The following is a 17252-nucleotide window of genomic DNA, read 5'->3' as shown; positions in this document are numbered from 1 at the left end:
TCCGGGCCCCGAGTCGTTTTCCGGGGTTCGACGGGCGCCCATTCAGCTCTGCTGACGTCGGGGCCTGGGGCCGATCATGTCGAGCAGGTCGTTGACCTCGTCGGGGAAGCCGTTGGTCGTGGGCTTCGGCGTCTTGGCGGGGAAGCGCCGCGTGACATGTTCTTCGGCGGCCGAGCCGGGAAGGACGTAGACCGGCTCCTGTTTGCCGGTGAGCGGACGGACGATCTCGTTGATATGCGATTGCCGATCGTCGAGGTACGCGCCGATGACGTCTTCGCCTGCCGGGCAGACGGCCATGCAGTAGCCGGCCTTGTAGTTCGGTTTGAACGACAGGCTCTGCCACATCGAATACGACTCGCCCGTGGTGACACGGTCACGGTAGTCCTGGCGGCTGTCGCTGTCGGCGATGGTCTCGGCCCAATCCGTGAAGCCACCCATGAACTCACGGTAGTTGTGCGTATAGCAGGCCTGGAAATCGAAGCCGCCATCTTTCGTGATGGCGCCCACGGGGCACGCGGACACGCAGAGCTTGCACTCCAGACACGGGCTGTAGTCCAGGGCCGTGCTCGGCTCGTCTATCAGCGCATCGGTGACCACCGTGCCCAGCAGGATGAAGTTGCCGAACTTCGGGTGGATCACGTTGCGGTGTATGCCCATTACCCCGAGCCCCGCCGCCTCGGCGATCGTCTTGTGCTGAATCACCCAGATACGGGCCGGGAACCGATCGACCTCCATGGGATAGCCGGGCACCGGGTAGACGGCGCGGTGCCCCGCATCCTGCAAGGCGCGGGTAATTCGACGCGACACCTCATTGGTGTCGTCGTCGGCGTGGTTGAACTCCGCGTTGGCCAACGACCGTGCCGGACTGCGCAAGTTGTCGCGGTTCATTCGGACGCAGAACGCGATATAGGTGCGCGCGGTCGGCAGAATCGACCGGACGTGCTCCAGTTCGCCCGCCACGGCGGGATTGTCGACGGAGACGAAGCCGACGTCGTCGGCGCCCGCATCCAGGCACAGCTGCCGCAGCTGCTCGGCACGTAGCACCGGGTCCGGTTGGGGTCTGGGGTTTTCCGATACCCGACGTACCGTCGGATGGTCGGAGAGCCTGCGGGGAGTAGTGGATTCGTCGGTCATCGGTCCTCCTGTGCGCGCGAGAGGACGACACGTCCTCGAATATGTAGACACGCGGTGAGCCGAGAAATCATCGCCGCGGCCGTGCCCGATTCGGTGACGGTCGGTCGCCCTCGAGGGCTCAGTCGTCCGCTAGGTCGGCGGCGCGCAGCGTCTGGAGCTCGTCGTCGGACAGCGCGTCCAGGTCGCCGTCGAGGCCACCCAGCCGCATGGCCTGCCGGCCGATGGCGTGCTCGAGCAGCTGACGCATGGTGCGGCCGTTGGCGAAGGCGTTGTTGCGATCGATCCTCGCGATGTGTGGGCCCAGGGCCTCCACCAGATCGTCGGCGAGGGTGTACTTCTGCGAGGTCGCCATCGCGGTGAAGATCCGCGCGAGTTCGTCGTCGGTGTAGTCCTCGAAGACAATCGTCGTGCCGAAACGCGAACGCATGCCCGGGTTGTCGTCCAGGAAGGCGTCCATCTCCTTCGGATATCCGGCGGCGATCACGAGGATTTCGTCGCGCCGGTTCTCCATCTGCACCAGCAGCTCCGCGATGGCCTCGCTGCCGAAATCGTTCTCGCCGTGCCCTGCCAAGGTGTACGCCTCGTCGATGAAAAGCACTCCGCCGATGGAACTTTCGATCACCTTGCGAGTCTTGGGCGCGGTCTGGCCGATGTACTGTCCGATCAGGTCCGTGCGGCTGCATTCGACCAGATGCCCGGAGCTGACGACGCCGAGTTCGCGGTAGATCTGGGCGATCAGGCGCGCGACCGTGGTCTTGGCCGTGCCGGGATTGCCGAGGAAGATCAGGTGCCTGCTGCGGACGCCTACCGGCAGGCCCGAGGCCTTGCGTCGGGCGTCCATGCGCACCTCGGTCGCCAGCGAACGCACCTGGTGTTTCACCGATTCCAGGCCAATCATGCCGTCGAGTTCGGCGATCACGTCGGTCAGGGACCGGCGCGGGGTGTTGCCGCCCGGGCCCATGCCGCCGGTGCCCGGTGCGGGCAGATCCGCCAACGTCAGCTCCTGCAGATCGCCCTCGCCGTCGCTGAGGCGGGCGGACTGGCCGGAGGTGGTCTGCTCGAAAAGCATTCGCGCGGAACGGCCATTGGCGAATCCGGGCCCGCGGGGGATACGGCCCATGCGCTCCGGCAGCGCCGCGATCAGATCATCGGACAGCCGGTAGTCCTGGGACTTGGCGATGGCGACATAGATCTTCGCCAGCTCGTCGTTGGAGTAGTCCGGGAACTCGATCCGGTTGCCGAAGCGCGAACGCAGGCCGGGGTTGGAGTCGAGGAAGTCCTCCATCTCCTTGGTGTAGCCCGCGACGATCACCACGAAGTCCTCGCGCCGGTTCTCCAGCTGTACCAGCAGCTCGTCGATCGCCTCCTGGCCGAAGTCCGCGTCGTCGCCCTTGGCCAAGGAGTAGGCCTCGTCGATGAAAAGCACTCCACCCAGGGCCTTTTCGACCTGTGCACGCGTCTTGGGGGCGGTCTGGCCGAGGTATCCGGCCACCAGATCGGCGCGCTGGGTCTCGACCAGCTGTCCCTCGGCGACGACGCCCAGGGCCCGATAGATCTCAGCGATCAGCCGGGCCACAGTGGTTTTCGCGGTGCCCGGGTTGCCGGTGAACACCAGGTGCCTGCTGCGGGGCGGCACCGACAGCCCCGCCTCGCGCCGCCGCGAATCCACCTCGACCTCAGCGGCCAGCGCGCGGACTCGCTCCTTCACCGAGTCCAGGCCGATCATGTCGTCCAGCCTGGTCATCAACTCGGACAGGCTCTTACCGGGCTTCTTCTTGTCCTTGGGCGCCACCTCGAGCCCCGCCAGATGCACGGCATCGACCAGGACCCTGCCGTCGGCGCCGGTGGAGCCCTCGACCACGGCGGCCTGGCTGGCCGCGCTCAGCAGATCGCTGGTGGTCCGGGCATTTCCGTGATGGGCACACAGGTGCTCGGCGAGCATCGTCCGTGCGGGATCGGTGATCGTGACGTCCATGTGTGTCACGATTTCCTGGATCAGGGCCGCCGCGGCGACGGGCTCGGTGAGATCCGGGAGGGTGTACGTCAGTGCGCGGCGGATGAATTCGGGCGCGCCCTCGGTGATGGCGCCGAGCATGCCCTCGGCGGTTCCGCACATCACGAGTGCGCCACAGGTGTTTTCGTCGTGCGAGGCGGCCAGGAGGGTCTCGAGCGATTCGGCCGCGTTCGCGGAGTCGAACAAGATGTCGGCGTCCTCGATGACCATCATCGTGGCTTCTTCGGCCCCGAAGGCATCGTAGATCGTGTCATGCAGGTCGACCGCGACCGAGCACTCACGGTCGGTCGCGCGCTTGACGATCTCGGCACCGGTACTGAACATCAGGCCGCTCAGCTGAACTCCGGCGCCGCCGACCGCAATGCGCACGGCCTTCGCCAGCCGCGCCTGGCCGGAATGGGGTGCGCCGATGAACAGCATCACCGGGTTCGGCTGGTTCTCGGCGGCGTCGTTGTGCCGGGTTCCGTCCGCCCAGCCGATCACCCGCACCGCGCGTTCGAGGAACGGGGCCACCGGTTCTACGGCGACGAGTGGATAGCCGTGCGGCAGCGGTTGCACGGTGGCGGCGGGGGTTCGAGCGGGTACATGCCCCTGCGGATCAGATTGCTGTGCAGCGCTGTTCGTCTGCGCGCCCCCGCCCCGTATGTTCGGGGCCGGGCCGTTCGCGCCGCCAGGCGCGAGTTGCGCAGTCCCGGAAGATGATACGCCCGACTCTTCCCCGGCAGGTGGCGCAGTGTGCGGCCCGGTCGATGGTTGCCCCGGATCGATACCGGGGCGGTTCGCCGCGTCGTATTGTGCAGCGTGCTCCGACGATCCCCACCGGACGGTTTCGGGCGCGGGGGAACCCGGCGGTTGCGGGCCGAAGACGGCAGGCCGCTGCGGCGGCGGTGCGGGAGGTCGCCGCTGACCTGCCGGAACGGAACCGGGTCCGTGTCCCGCGCCGAGACCCCGTCCGGACGCATCCATCGAACCGGCTCCCCGGCCGGACTTATCGGCGCCCGGCCCGCGCCACCCAGGATCGGTGGCAGGCCGCTGCATGCTCGATTGCGGTGCAGGAGAATATGATCCGAGTGGAGGCGGCGCAGCCGCAGCGGCCGATCCGAGCGGCGGAGGAGTCGTCCCGCCGGAGGGTCCCATCGAAGGCGGGGTAGCCGGGCCGGACGGTCTCAACGGCGGTGGAGCCGTCGGGCTGGATGATCCGAGCGGAGGAGGTGTAGCCGCACCGGACGGTCTCAACGGGGGCGGAGTCGCACCGCCAGCGGGCCCGGGCGGCGGCGGGGTCGCCGGGCTTGACGATCCCAGTGGCGGGGGTGTCGACCCGCCGGCCGGACCCAACGGAGGCGGGGTCGCCGGGGCGGACATACCGAGCGGAGGCGGTGTCGCCGACCCCGGCGCACCCGGAGGCGGCGCGACGGGATGTTGCTCGGCGATCCGCGCACCACACCGGACCCCCGCATCGAAAGGCGGTGAGGCGTACTGCCAATACGTCCCGTTGTGCCACATCCACGTGGAGCCGGGATCGAGGCGCCACCAGTAGCCGTCGGCCGTACTCAGCACCGTCGACTGCCCCAGGGCGGCTTTGGATTCCGCGTCGGTGAACTTGTCGAACCATGGACCACTCACCGCGCCCCCCTCTCATCCCAAATCTCACCAACACTATAGGGGACCCCAGATCAGAGCAGCTTCAGCACGTTTCGCACCAACACCACGAGACCCCCGGCTCGCACGCCGGTTCACCAACCCATGCGCCAGAAGCTGTCAGCCGCAGCGCACCGGCCGGTTGCTCCCCCCGGAAACGTAGAGGGGTCGGAGACGTACCACTCGATGCACGAGTGCGGGGCGTTCCAGTAGACAGGGCCCGCCCCTACCGAGGCCACCAGCGGCGTACTCGTTCCGACCTGCTGGGTCTTCCATGTGACGACGCAGTCGATGGAGCCGTTGTACATCAGCCAGCCGACGGCGATCTTCAGGTCGTAGTGGTCGATCGCGTAATACCCTGCACCGCAGGCCGCTTCGGGTGTCGCGGCCGCTTCCGCGCACCAGTTCTGCCGCATCTCCGGATCATGTTGCCCGGCACTTGCGGACTACGCAGAACGGTTCGTGACAGTACACACTCACAACGTCTTCCAACCGCCGGGAATACCTACGATTACCTACGTCAGCTCGGATGGGCGTATATGCCGGCTCGAGGAACCTCGTACGCCCTTATGTGTTGCGCCAGTGCGGGACTCGGCGTTCGTGCAGGGCGGCCAACCCCTCGGCCGGATCGTCATGGGCGATGAGAGAATCCAGCAGTTGGGCCGGATTCGCTATGGCGGCAACGGGATCGGTGATTTGCTCGGCGTGGTCCAGATACGACAGCGCGGTGCGGATCGCGACGGGTGAGCGGGTGACGATGTCGGCGGCCATCTCCCGGGCGGCGGCCAGCGCTTTGCCGGTGGGCGCGGTGCGGGCGACGAGTCCGGCGGCCAGCGCCTCGGCGGCGTCGATCCGGCGGCCGGTGACGATCATGTCGTGCGCCAGCGCCCGGCCCACGATCCGCGGCAGGCGCACCAGCACCCCCGCGCCGGGCGGCTGCCCGATCCCGGTGTCCGGCAACGCGAACGACGCGGCCTCGTCGGCGACGACGAGCCGGCAGGCCAGGGCCAGTTCCAGGCCGCCGCTGTCGGCGCGGCCGTTCACCGCCGCGATCACCGGCTTACCGAGACGGCGCGCGGACAGTCCACCGAATCCACTGCGCGGCAACGACATCAACTGCAGTGGTGAGCCGACGGCACCCAGGTCGGCGCCCACACAGAACGCCTCCTCGCCGACCCCGCCGAGAATCGCCACCCACAGTTCGCTGTCCCGCTCGAACGCGGTGAAGATCTCGTCGAGCTCGCGGTGGGCTCGGGCGTCCAGCGCGTTGCCCACATCGGGCCTGTTGATCATCACCTCGAGCACGTGCCCCGACCGGGTGAGCTGCACCCGGTCGTACGCCTCCCGGAACGTGGTCACCGGCGCGCCGAGGCATTCGTCCATCCGCTCCCGGGTGAACGCGACCCGGTTGCCCGCGTCCGTCGAGCGGGCGAAGATGCGTGCGCCGATCGGCTCACCATCCCCGGTCAGCGCATCGATCAGGGCGTCGTCGCCGTCCAGGGTGTTGGCCAGGAAGCGGCGGCCGTCGTCGAGCCGGCCCGCCACGATGCCGATCCGGGACCCGTCCCGCTCGAAACGCACCGCGTAGCTGTCGATCCTGGCCCAGCCGTCCGCGTGGAACGCGACCGGAACCGCCGGTGCCGCATCGAGCGCGGTCTGAACGGCAGTCGTATCGCCCGGCCGCCACGCGACAGGGGTGCTCGCATAGACACCCGCCGAATGCTTGCTGAGCAGTCCCCCGTTGGCCACCACCAACCCGTAGCTACTTGGCTGATCGCGAACGCGCGCAACGACTTCGGCGATGGCGTGGGTCGTATAGTTGTTGCCGGGGCCGCCGAAGTACGGCAGGCCGCCGGTGACCGACAGGCCCCGCGGATCCCCCGGATCCAGGCCCAGCCCGTCGCAGATGTTGAACACCGCGATCGGAAAGCAGCTGTACAGATCCATGACGGTCAGCTCGTCCACACCGATGCCCGCCATGTCGAGGGCGCACCGGACCGCCGCGACGGCGGCCGGGCTGCTACCCAGATCGGGCCGCACCAGCATCTCGCGTTCGGTCAGATCGGCGTGCCCGTGCAGGAACACCATCCGCGCCTCCGGGACGCCCAGGCGTCGCGCGAGATCCAGCGACACCACGACGATCGCGCCGGCCTGATTGACCTGATCCCGGGCGACCAGCAGCCGGGGGTAGGCATCGGTGATCAGCCGGTTGCGCTCCCCCACCGCGACCAGATCCTCCGCGGCACGCGCGACGGGCGCGGCCGCGTGCGGGTTGTCGGCGGCAAGCGCGCTCATCGGGGCGAACAGCTCCCCCATCGACCGCGCGTACTCCGCGCGCGTCACACCGAGCCGGGCCCGGCGGGCGTTCTCGAAGACCGTGTAGAACACGGCGGCCTCGCCCATGTGGTGGATCACGGCCTGAGCCGGCGTCATGCCGTCGGTGCCGTACCCGCGATCATCGAGCGAGCCCGGCGCGTGCTCGGTGAAGTCCGGGCGCTCGGTATCCGACCCCGTCGGCTCCGCAGACTTGCGGTCCCCGTTGGCGGGCCGAGCCATCAGGTTCCGGACGGTGGAGATCGCCTCCGCGCCGAAGAGCACCGCTGCCTCGCAGCGGCCGTCGGCGATGTCGCCGCACAGCTCGGTGAGCAGTCGTTGCGGACTTTGCCCGCCGGTAGGGCCCAGGATCGCCCGGCGCGGTCGAGCACCGACCCGCGCGGCCACCGCCCGTGCCACGTTGTCGGGGGCGCCCAGCGGCGCCGTGGCGAACGGATGCGCGGCATCGAATGCCCGAACCGCGGCGAACGTATCGAGTGCATCCACGACAGCCGCTGCATCCGCATCGGTATCGGCGATCGCGGCCCGGAGGGCCCCGGCGGCCAGATCCGCCGCGGACAGGGCCCGATAGTCCTGGTCGTCGATGCGTTCGGAGAACTGCCCGACCCCGACGATGACCGGGGTATTCGATGGCAGAGCGGACAATTCGGCAGACACCCGACCGAACGTAACACCCCGTCCGGCACAGCCGCACATCCGCTGTGGGGCCATCGGTTCACGGCCGGGCACACCGGCATTCTCCGCGCCACCGTCGTCCAGCGACACGCGAGCGGCCGCACTATCCGAATCCAGCGTCGATACACGACGGCGATCAGGCGACAATCCGATACCGCGAGAGCATCAATCCATTCATGATCGGTGTTGGACAGGCATCACCGACCGGCCGTAATCTCGCCAAAGCGTGAGGCGAGTCACGTGGATCGATGCGCTCGATCGCGGCGCCTGGGCGCGCCGTGATTCCCGGATCGAAAGGAGTGGGCGATGCGGTTCACTCGACCTCTCACCGCCCCGCAATCGGCGGCGCCGTTGGATACGGCGGTGGCGAAATTCTTCCGCCGCGTGGTTCCGCTGCTGATTCTCATGCTGATCTGCAATCAATTCGATCGCGCGAATATCGGATATGCCACCAAATATCTGCAGGCGGACGTCGGAATCGGCGCGGCAGCATACGGATTCGGCGCGGGCATCTTCTTCGTCGCCTACGCGATATTCGAACTGCCCAGCAACATGATGCTGGAGAAGTTCGGGGCGCGCGTCTGGCTCACCCGCATCATGGTCACCTGGGGTGTGGTCGCCGCCGCGATGGTCTTCGTCCGCGATGCGGAGATGTTCTATGTGCTGCGCTTCCTGCTGGGCGCCACGGAGGCCGGTTTCTTCCCCGCGGTCATCTTCTACCTGGCCAAATGGCTACCCAATGCGCATCGCGGGCGTGCCACCGCGCTGTTCGTCGCCGGATCCTCGGTCGCCGCCGCGGTGTCCGGCCCCGTCTCCGGCCCACTGCTCAGCATGAACGGGCTGCTGGGAGTGCACGGCTGGCAGTGGATGTTCGGCATCGAGGGGCTGCTGTCGGTGGCGGTCGGCGTGCTGGCCTATGCGCTGCTCGATTCCCGGATCGCGGACGCGAAGTGGCTTAGCGCCGCGGAGCGCACCGCGCTGGCCGAGGCGGTGGATTCCGAGGAACAGCAGGTCGTTTCGACCTCCGGCAAGCGCACCCGCTCGCGCTGGCGCATGCTGGCCGATCCGCAGATGCTGTTGTTCTGCTGGATCTATTTCGCGATACAACTCTCGATCTACGCCAATACGTTCTGGCTGCCCACTATCGTGCGGCGCATCCACGGCCTCGGCGACGTGACCGTCGGACTGCTTTCGGCGCTGCCCTGGATCAGCGCGTGCTTCGCGATGTATTTCACCGCCCGCATCGGCGACCGCACCGGCAACCGCCGCCCGCTGCTGATCGGATCCCTGCTCACCGCCGCGATCGGCACCTACCTGGCCGCCGTCGTATCACCCTGGCCCGCACTGATTTTCCTGTGCATCGCGGCGATGGGGTTCAAGAGCGCCAGCCCGCTGTTCTGGTCGATTCCGCAGTCCACCCTGCATCCGCTGGTACTGGCCCCGGCCATTGCGGTGATCAATTCGCTGGGCAATCTCGGCGGCTTCGTGGCGCCCTACGGCTTCGGGCTGATCAAATCGGCCGTCGGCACGGTCACCTGGGGGCTGTACGCGCTGGCGGCGGCGTCGGCGCTGGCCGCGGCCTCGGTGCTGCTGATCCAGCGACATCGGCTGGGCGCCAAGGCCTCCGGCGCGACCGGATCATCCGCATCCGCGAAGTCCACGGACGCTGCCGGTGACACCTTCGGTATTGCCCGATCCGCACTTCTGAATGACGGCGGCGAGCCCGCCCCGGCCTGATGTGCACCTGTCCACCCCCGACAGAAAGAGACTTGATGCCCGCCGGAAACGCTTCGCACAGCGGAAACATCACGCCCGCTTCGATTCCCGTTGTCACCGACGTGCGCGTGGTACCCATCGCCGGGCACGACAGCATGCTGCTGAACCTCAGCGGGGCGCATGCGCCGTACTTCACCCGGAACCTGGTGATCCTCACCGATTCCGATGGCAACACCGGTGTCGGCGAGGTCCCTGGCGGCGAGGCGATCCGGCGCACCCTCGAGGATTCGCGCCCGCTGGTGCTGGGCCGGCGGATCGGTGAATACCACGCGGTCCTGGCCGATATCCGGCGCACCTTCGGCGACCGCGACGCGGGCGGGCGCGGCGCACAGACCTTCGACCTGCGCGTCACCATCCACGCGGTGACGGCGGTCGAATCGGCACTGCTGGATCTGCTCGGGCAGCATCTGGGCGTGCCGGTCGCCGCGCTACTGGGTGAGGGACAGCAGCGCAGCCAGGTCCGGGCGCTGGGCTACCTGTTCTTCGTCGGCGATCGAAATCGCACCGACCTGGCCTACCGCGGCCCCGGCGACGAGGACGCGGACGCCGACGATTGGCTGCGCCTGCGGCACGAGGAGGCGCTGACGCCCGAGGCGGTGGTGCGGCTCGCCGAGGCCGCGCACGCCCGGTACGGCTTCGCCGATTTCAAGCTCAAGGGCGGAGTACTGGCCGCGGACGACGAGGCCGCGGCGGTCCGGGCGCTGGCCGAGCGCTTCCCGCGGGCCCGAATCACGCTGGACCCCAACGGCGGCTGGCTGCTGGCCGACGCCGTGCGCACCGCACGCGGGCTGCGCGACGTACTGGCCTACGCGGAGGATCCCGTCGGGGCCGAGGGCACGCTGTCCGGTCGGGAGGTGATGGCCGAGTTCCGCCGCGCCACCGGCCTGCTGACCGCGACCAACATGATCGCCACCGACTGGCGCGAACTGGGCCACGCCATCCGGGCCGATGCGGTCGACATTCCGCTCGCCGATCCGCACTTCTGGACCATGGCGGGTTCGGTGCGGGTGGCCCAGCTCTGCGACGCCTGGGGCCTGACCTGGGGTTCGCACTCCAACAACCACTTCGACGTGTCGCTGGCCATGTTCACCCACGTGGCCGCGGCCGCGCCGGGCGAGATCACCGCCATCGACACGCACTGGATCTGGCAGGACGGCCAGCGCATCACCACCGAACCGCTCGCCATCCGCGACGGGCTGCTGACCGTCCCCGACCGCCCCGGCCTCGGCATCGACCTGGACCCCGAACGCGTCGAGGCCGCCCACGCGCTGTACCTGCGCGAGGGCCTGGGCGCCCGCGACGACGCCCGCGCCATGCGATACCTGATCCCGGACTGGAGTTTCGACAGCAAGCGTCCCGCCCTGTGCCGGTAGGCATTCGGCCCTGACCAGGCCGGTTCCCGGATGCTCGGCCAGCGGGATGAGAAGGTCGGCGAGCCCGATTATGCTCCCGAACATGGCCAGTACGTGGAGCGCTCTCGGCAAGCAGTTGGGGTCCCTGGCGCGGGTGCAGGGGACCGGGCTGGCCGGTCGGATGCAGCGCTCGACCATCTGGGACCGGGCGCTGGGGCGGCGGCGGGCGCCCGGCATCACGGTGCGCCCGGCGGCCTCTGTTCCGGTGCCGACGCAGCAGCGTGCGCGTCAGATTCTGTACTGCCCACACCTGGACGGCCGCGCCGATCCGGGCGAAATCGTCTGGACCTGGGTGCCTTTCGAGGAGGATCCGAGCGAGGGCAAGGACCGCCCGGTCCTCGTGGTCGGCCGCGAGGGGTCGACCCTGCTGGGCCTGATGCTGTCCTCGAACCCAGACCACACCCACGCCCCGCACTGGGTCGAGATCGGCTCGGGCCCTTGGGATTACGAGGGTCGCCCGAGCTGGGTCCGGCTGGACCGCGTGCTGGACGTCCCCGAGGAGGGCATCCGGCGCGAGGGCGCGGTGCTGCCCCGCAAGAGCTTCGACGTCGTCGCGCACCGGCTGTGCCGCGAATACCATTGGCAGTGAGCAGGACTCACTCCGAATCAGCGGAATCCGGTCAGTCGACCCAATCTTGCAGCGGGGTCGTGTCGAGGGTGATTCCGATCGGCTCGGGCAGCGGCACCGGGCAGCCGAAGGCGTACCGGCGCACCTCTTGGTACTCACCATCGGACGGCTTCTCCACCCGATCGCGCTGGTTGGTGTCGAAATAGTGCGAGGTCGCCTCGACGACCATCCTGACGGCGTCGGCGCTCGCCCATTCCCCGCATCCAACAAAGGCATCGAGTGGGGCCAGCACCCCATCCGGGCGGGCCCGGCCCTGACGATGAGGCCCGATCCGCTCGATAGTACGGAGCAGCACCGACAACCTGCATAGTTCCGCGCCTCGGCCCAGTCAGAGCACTGTCAGGAGGCCGAGGGGCGCGCCAGGGGCGCCGCCGACTACGCCGCCCTCATCGCCGGGCAACGCGAGGGGGAAGACGCTGCCCTGGGCTGGGCTCGGCTCGCGAGACCTGTGGTCGCGGTCCCGGCCACAGGCGGGAAGCAGATAGATTTCTTGTATCAGCACGGCCGCGACAGGCGCCCGACCAGGGCGATTTCGTCCAGGACCCGCCCGGCTGGTACTCTCGATCGTCGGTGCAGCGCTACCCGGCCTTCGCGGTTTCGATGTAGTGCGCCCGAGAGACTTCGCAGTAGTACAGAACACACCACACTGACGACAAGAATCAGAGGAAACACGCGTGGCCAACATCAAGTCCCAGATGAAGCGGATCCGCACCAACGAGGCGGCGCGTCAGCGCAACCAGTCGGTGAAGTCCGCGCTGCGCACCTCGATCCGCAAGTTCCGCGAGGCCGCCGCGGCCGGCGAGAAGGATCAGGCGCAGGAGCTGCTGGTCACCGCGAGCCGCAGCCTCGACAAGGCCGCCTCGAAGGGCGTCATCCACGCCAACCAGGCCGCCAACAAGAAGTCGGCCCTGTCGCTGACCTTCAACAAGATCGGCTGATCTTCGCGGTCCGACAACCGCATACGCTTCGCATCGCCGCCGTGGCAGAGGGTCTGTGAGAGCAGACGACCACGGCGGCTTTTGTCGTGCTTATCGCACCCCGGGCCGTGCGGTCGCCGCACCGGAGTGGGTCACGCGCTGCGCTCAGCCTGCGCCGTGGAGGTCCAGGATGCGCGACAGGGCGTGTTCCAGGGCATAGTCGGCGTCGGCGGCGACGCCCTTGACATCGGCGTTGAGGGAGGCGACGACCTCTAGCGCGTTGCCGATGGTGGCGGCGGTCCAGCCCCGAGCCTGGCCCTGGGCCTTCTTCACCTTCCAGGGGGGCATGCCGAGCGTGGAGGCGAGCTTGAACGGGTCGCCACGACCGGCCGAGCCGACGCGGGCGATCGTGTGTACCGAATCGGCCAGGGCGTCGGCGAGCAGGACCGCGGGGACCCCACGGTCCGTGGCCCAGCGCAGCGCCTCCATGGCGGCCGGACGATCCCCGGAGACGGCCAGATCGGCCACGTCGAAGCCGGTGACCTCCGCCCGGCCGGAGTAGTAGCGGCGTACCGCGGCGACATCGACCTTGCCACCGGTGTCGGCCGCCAGCTGCGAGCAGGCGGCGGCCAGTTCCCGCAGGTCCGAGCCCACCGCCTCGAGCATGGTCTGCACGACCTCCGCCGATGCCCGCACCCCGGCCGCACGGAATTCGTTGCGCACGAACTCCATCCGCTCACCGGCCTTGCTGATCTTCGCGCATTCGTGCGTAACCGCACCCGCCTTCTGCAGGGTCGGCGCCAGCGCCTTGGCCCGTCCGCCACCCGAGTGCAGGATGACCAGCACCACCCCCTCGGGCGGCTCGGCCGCGGCGGCCGTGATCACCGCGACCGCCTCCTTACCGGCCTCGGCGGCGGACTCCAGCACGATCACCCGGTCCTCGGCGAACAGCGACGGACTCAACAGCTCGGCCAGCTCGGCGGTGCTGGCGTCGCCGGCACGCAGCCGATCCACCGGCAGCGCCTCGGAATCCGGGGCGACCGCCCGCACACCGGAGACGATGGAGGCAACCGCGCGCTCGACGAGCAGCTCTTCATCGCCGAGCACGAGATGAACGGAGGCGGGGCGGTCAGTCACGCCCCGCATCCTACGGGGCGGCACCGACATCCCGACCGTTCCCCGGTCGAGTCGACCAGCACGGCGGCGTCACCGGGCGCACACCACGATCCATGTACCGACCTCGCCCGCCCAGCTGCCTGAGCGCCGAACGCACGACTCGTTCGGCAACGACGGGAGAACCCGTGCCCGCGCCCGGCGCGCATACCCAGCCGCACATGCACGGGTCGACGCAGGTGCGAGCGAGCCGCGAGTCCTAAGGCGGCCGCTCGGACCCCACGGTCCGATCCGTGGGCAGGTCCGGCGGACGGGTGATCCTGTGCAGCAGCACCAGCAGTCCGGCAACCACGACGGCGGCCGCGCACCCACCGCGTACCCCATCGGGCATCGATACCGAAATCCCCAGTGCCGCACCGCGTTCGGAGACGAACAGGAGCCACCACAGCAATGGACGAGTGATCCACAGCGCCGCGACCGCGAGGGGCATCCAGACACAGGACAGGATCGCGGCGACGGTGCCGATCACCGTGATCGGGTAGATCGCCGGTTCCACCAGCACGTTCGCGGCGATCGCGAGCATTCCGACGTGTCCGGTCAGCGCGACGATCAGCGGCGCGGTGAGCAGGAACGCGGCGGTAGCGATCGCGATCGCCTCGGCCGGGCGCGGGCGCCAGCCGTGCCGCTCGAGCCACTGCGACCACCGCGGGGACAGCACCACCAGGGCGGCCGTCGCCAGCACCGAGAGCGCGAACCCCATATCCAGGGCCAGCGCGGGCGAGTAGCCGATCAGGACCAGCGTCGCGGCGCACAGCGCGGGCAACGCCTGTTTTCGGCGGCCGATCAGGACTGCGAGCAGTGCGATCGCGCCCATCACCGCGGCGCGCAATACCGTCGGGGACGGCCGCGCCAGGATGACGAACGCCACCAGCGCCGCCGCCGCGACCACCGCACCGAGGCGCGGATCCACGGTGAGCCTGCGCATCGTGCCCATCACAACGATGAAGATGATGGAGACGTTGGTACCGGATACCGCGACCAGGTGCGTCAGGTCGGTCTGCTGGAAGTTCTCGCGCACCCGATCCGGCAGCCGCGACACGTCCCCGTCGACCAGTCCGGGCAGCAGCCCGGCCGCATCGGGCGGCAGTGCCCGCGCGGCCGCGGCGGCGAAGTGCGAGCGCACCGATCCCGCGGCCAGCTGCCACCAGGGCGCGGCCCCGACCACACGCGGCGGTCCCTGAGCGCGCAAGACCGCCACCGTCAGATCCCGGCGCCACGGCCGATCCAACCGGGCGCGGAATTCGACCGGCTGCCCCGGCAGCAGCCCCGCCCAGCCGCGTTGCGAGGACAGCACGATCACCGCCCCGCCCGCGCGGAAGAGCGCCGCGCCGCGCCGATACTGCCGCAGGCTCGCCTTCACCATCCATTGACGCGCACCGAATGCCCTGGCGGGCAGCAGCTTCGGATCGTCGTCCGGAACGACCGTCACCGTCAGCTGGGTGCCCACCGCCGCCGTCCGCAGCGGATGCCCCGCGATCCGATGCTCCTGCCAACCCGCGGCCATCCCGAACCCCGCCGCCGCCAGCATCGCCGCCAGCGCCACCGCGGCCAGCACCCGCCGCGCAGGAACCCGAACAGCGAACGCCCCCACCAGAATCGCCGCAGCACCGAGCACCGCCCCCAACACGAGCCCGGTCCGCCATCCCGTCTCGACCACCACAATTGTTGTGCCCCAGCACATCACCGTCGCGGGCACCAACCGCGCATCCAGCGCCTGCGGCACCGAGATCGGCTCCCGCCCACCGTTGGAATCCGTGCCGCTCACGACTCCACCTCGCTGGCGCTCGGCTCCGTCGTGCGCGCCGCGCGCTGGCCTGACGGTTCACTCCGCTTCGCTCCGCTCACGACTCCACCTCGCTGGCGCTCGGCTCCGTCATGCGCGCCGCGCGCTGGCCTGACGGTTCACTCCGCTTCGCTCCGCTCACGACTCCACCTCGCTGGCGCTCGGCTCCGTCGTGCGCGCCGCGCGCTGGCCTGACGGTTCACTCCGCTTCGCTCCGCTCACGACTCCACCTCGCTGGCGCTCGGCTCCGTCGTGCCCGGGGCGCGCTGTACTGATGGTTCGCTCGCAAGCTCGCTCACAGCGTCACCAGGTCGCGGAGGCGGTTGAGGCGGGAGGGGCCGATGCCGGGGATTTCGGCGAGTTGGTCGATGTCGGTGAAGCGGCCGTGCTCGGTGCGCCAGGCCACTATGTTGCGGGCCGTCGCGGGGCCCACGCCGGGCAGCGAATCCAGTTCCGATTCGCTGGCGGTGTTCAGGTCGACCTTGGCCGCGGGGCCGGAAGGCATTGCCGCGCCGGAAGTCCGGGCCGAGGGCGGGCGCTCGTTTGCGGGGATGATCGCGCTGCCGAGCTGCGGCGATCCGGCGTTCGGGCCCAGTGCGCCGACGACGACCTGGTCACCGTCGGCCAGCCGTTGCGCGAGATTGAGGCGCGCCAGGTCTGCGCCCTGCTCGGCCACGGCGGCCGCCACCGCATCGGCGACCCTGGATCCGGCCGGGAGGTGCATCAGGCCGACATGCTCCACAAGGCCCACAACACTCACGACCAACTCGGCGGGCGGATCGCTGGTGGGCGCCGGCGTGGACGTATCCGCAGGTCGGCTCGGCCCCGTCGCGGTACCGGTCGCCTCCGCGGTCTGCACCACGGGCAACGGCGGAACCGGCTCCGCCACAGGCTTTTCCCGCTGCGCCGCGGCGGCCGCCACCAGTACCGCAGCCACACCCACCCCCGCCAGTGCGAGCACTCCGCGCCGCCCGGGGTGCACCCGCAGCCCCCGAAATCGCTCGGGCACCAACCGCCCGTGCCACATCGCCACACTCCCTACCGGCTCGTTCAACCACTGCGGTGAAGGTGGCGCTCCCGGGGTATCGTCCCACCCGGACTCGTGCACCCGAGCCCGCTCGCGGTCGCCCGGTTCATACCCAGACTCCTCGAACTGACCTTCCGCATAACCAGCCGATTCATGAACCGACTCACGGAGATCCGACTCCTCGTCCACCGACCGGCGATCCCACCCCTCTCGGTCGCCAGCCCGATCGCGTTCGGCCCCATAATGTTCCGTCCCGGCCGAGTCAGCGATGCCGGACCCGTCACCATCGCCCCGCCTCCACCGCGACGCCCGCCGTCCAAATCCCGCGCGCCAAGCCTCCCCGGCCGCGGAATGAACAGGCTCAGCGGACATCCGACGGCTGCTCCGATGGGAGCCGTGGCGAACTCCTTCACGGGCCCTGGACCCGTCCCCGAAGTCACCTTCCCCCGCCTTCCGACGACCTACGTGATCATGCTCGGCAGCGCCGTATTCCTGCTCGGCCGCACCGTATTCCTGCTCCGCCCCGCTGGAATCGGTTGCCCAGGACACAATCTCGTCGAGGTCCCAACGACCGCCGCGCAACGGACCACGGCCGCCGGGTTTGCCCTCCAGCGCCCCCAGCCGCTCCCGCACTCGCATCCGCTCGTCATCGCGCCCCATGGAAGCCACCGTAAGAGCACCGATCCGACATCCCCCGCCGCGAGCTGGGCCGATATCTGCCCTGTGGACAACGGATCCGCT

At 69.3% G+C, this 17252-nt stretch carries 12 protein-coding genes; 4 read left to right on the top strand and 8 right to left on the bottom strand.

What is annotated here, in order from left to right; all coding sequences use genetic code 11:
- Positions 1-42 precede the first annotated feature (42 nt).
- From KO481_RS15325 to KO481_RS15310, 4 genes are all read right to left on the bottom strand, one after another.
- Positions 43-1134, bottom strand: coding sequence for a 4Fe-4S binding protein (locus tag KO481_RS15325; protein ID WP_215917765.1), 1092 nt, complete (start codon positions 1132-1134; stop codon positions 43-45).
- A 118-nt stretch (positions 1135-1252) separates the two neighbouring features.
- The gene (locus tag KO481_RS15320) at positions 1253-3706 is read right to left on the bottom strand and encodes an AAA family ATPase (RefSeq protein WP_215917764.1); all 2454 of its coding nucleotides are present in this window, start codon (positions 3704-3706) and stop codon (positions 1253-1255) included.
- 1175 nt (positions 3707-4881) lie between these two features.
- On the bottom strand, positions 4882-5202 hold the full coding sequence (locus tag KO481_RS15315; RefSeq protein WP_215917763.1) for a hypothetical protein: 321 nt from the start codon (positions 5200-5202) through the stop codon (positions 4882-4884).
- Between the two features lie 151 nt (positions 5203-5353).
- Positions 5354-7777: an acetyl-CoA acetyltransferase gene (locus tag KO481_RS15310; protein WP_308166617.1), complete on the bottom strand. Its 2424-nt coding sequence runs from the start codon at positions 7775-7777 to the stop codon at positions 5354-5356.
- Positions 7778-8101: 324 nt separating this feature from the next.
- Here KO481_RS15310 and KO481_RS15305 point away from each other — a divergent pair, with 324 nt between their 5' ends.
- The 3 genes from KO481_RS15305 (at position 8102) to KO481_RS15295 (ending at position 11572) form a co-directional block, all read left to right on the top strand.
- Positions 8102-9532, top strand: coding sequence for an MFS transporter (locus KO481_RS15305; protein ID WP_215917762.1), 1431 nt, complete (start codon positions 8102-8104; stop codon positions 9530-9532).
- A gap of 35 nt (positions 9533-9567) precedes the next feature.
- Positions 9568-10944, top strand: a complete 1377-nt coding sequence (gene gudD, locus KO481_RS15300) for a glucarate dehydratase (RefSeq protein ID WP_215917761.1) — start codon at positions 9568-9570, stop codon at positions 10942-10944.
- 82 nt (positions 10945-11026) lie between these two features.
- Positions 11027-11572, top strand: a complete 546-nt coding sequence (locus tag KO481_RS15295; protein ID WP_215917760.1) for a type II toxin-antitoxin system PemK/MazF family toxin — start codon at positions 11027-11029, stop codon at positions 11570-11572.
- Positions 11573-11603: 31 nt separating this feature from the next.
- On the opposite strand, the gene KO481_RS15290 is transcribed toward KO481_RS15295, so the two are convergent.
- A complete protein-coding gene (locus tag KO481_RS15290) occupies positions 11604-11906 on the bottom strand; it encodes a hypothetical protein (RefSeq protein ID WP_215917759.1) in 303 nt (100 codons plus the stop codon).
- A 379-nt stretch (positions 11907-12285) separates the two neighbouring features.
- Between KO481_RS15290 and rpsT the strand changes: the two genes are divergently transcribed.
- A complete protein-coding gene (gene rpsT / locus KO481_RS15285; RefSeq protein WP_215917758.1) occupies positions 12286-12549 on the top strand; it encodes a 30S ribosomal protein S20 in 264 nt (87 codons plus the stop codon).
- A gap of 144 nt (positions 12550-12693) precedes the next feature.
- Here rpsT and holA read toward each other — a convergent pair whose 3' ends face one another.
- The 3 genes from holA to KO481_RS44345 form a co-directional block, all read right to left on the bottom strand.
- Positions 12694-13674: a DNA polymerase III subunit delta gene (holA, locus tag KO481_RS15280; RefSeq protein ID WP_215917757.1), complete on the bottom strand. Its 981-nt coding sequence runs from the start codon at positions 13672-13674 to the stop codon at positions 12694-12696.
- Between the two features lie 226 nt (positions 13675-13900).
- Entirely contained in the window at positions 13901-15466 is a 1566-nt protein-coding gene (locus tag KO481_RS15275; protein WP_308166616.1) for a ComEC/Rec2 family competence protein, read from the bottom strand.
- A 313-nt stretch (positions 15467-15779) separates the two neighbouring features.
- Positions 15780-16493 carry a ComEA family DNA-binding protein gene (locus KO481_RS44345; protein WP_215917756.1) on the bottom strand — a complete coding sequence of 238 codons (714 nt, stop codon included), beginning with the start codon at positions 16491-16493 and terminating at the stop codon, positions 15780-15782.
- Positions 16494-17252: the final 759 nt, after the last annotated feature.

It is taken from the genome of Nocardia albiluteola (genome assembly GCF_018860155.1).
Classification (GTDB): Bacteria; Actinomycetota; Actinomycetes; order Mycobacteriales; family Mycobacteriaceae; genus Nocardia; species Nocardia albiluteola.
This window is presented reverse-complemented; position numbering and strand designations above follow the sequence as displayed.

Coding starts and splice junctions, on each gene's coding strand:
- KO481_RS15325 (WP_215917765.1), bottom strand. CDS start 1,134: ATGACCGACGAATCCACTACTCCCCGCAGGCTCTCCGACCATCCGACG.
- KO481_RS15315 (WP_215917763.1), bottom strand. CDS start 5,202: ATGCGGCAGAACTGGTGCGCGGAAGCGGCCGCGACACCCGAAGCGGCC.
- KO481_RS15305 (WP_215917762.1), top strand. CDS start 8,102: ATGCGGTTCACTCGACCTCTCACCGCCCCGCAATCGGCGGCGCCGTTG.
- gudD (WP_215917761.1), top strand. CDS start 9,568: ATGCCCGCCGGAAACGCTTCGCACAGCGGAAACATCACGCCCGCTTCG.
- KO481_RS15295 (WP_215917760.1), top strand. CDS start 11,027: ATGGCCAGTACGTGGAGCGCTCTCGGCAAGCAGTTGGGGTCCCTGGCG.
- holA (WP_215917757.1), bottom strand. CDS start 13,674: ATGCGGGGCGTGACTGACCGCCCCGCCTCCGTTCATCTCGTGCTCGGC.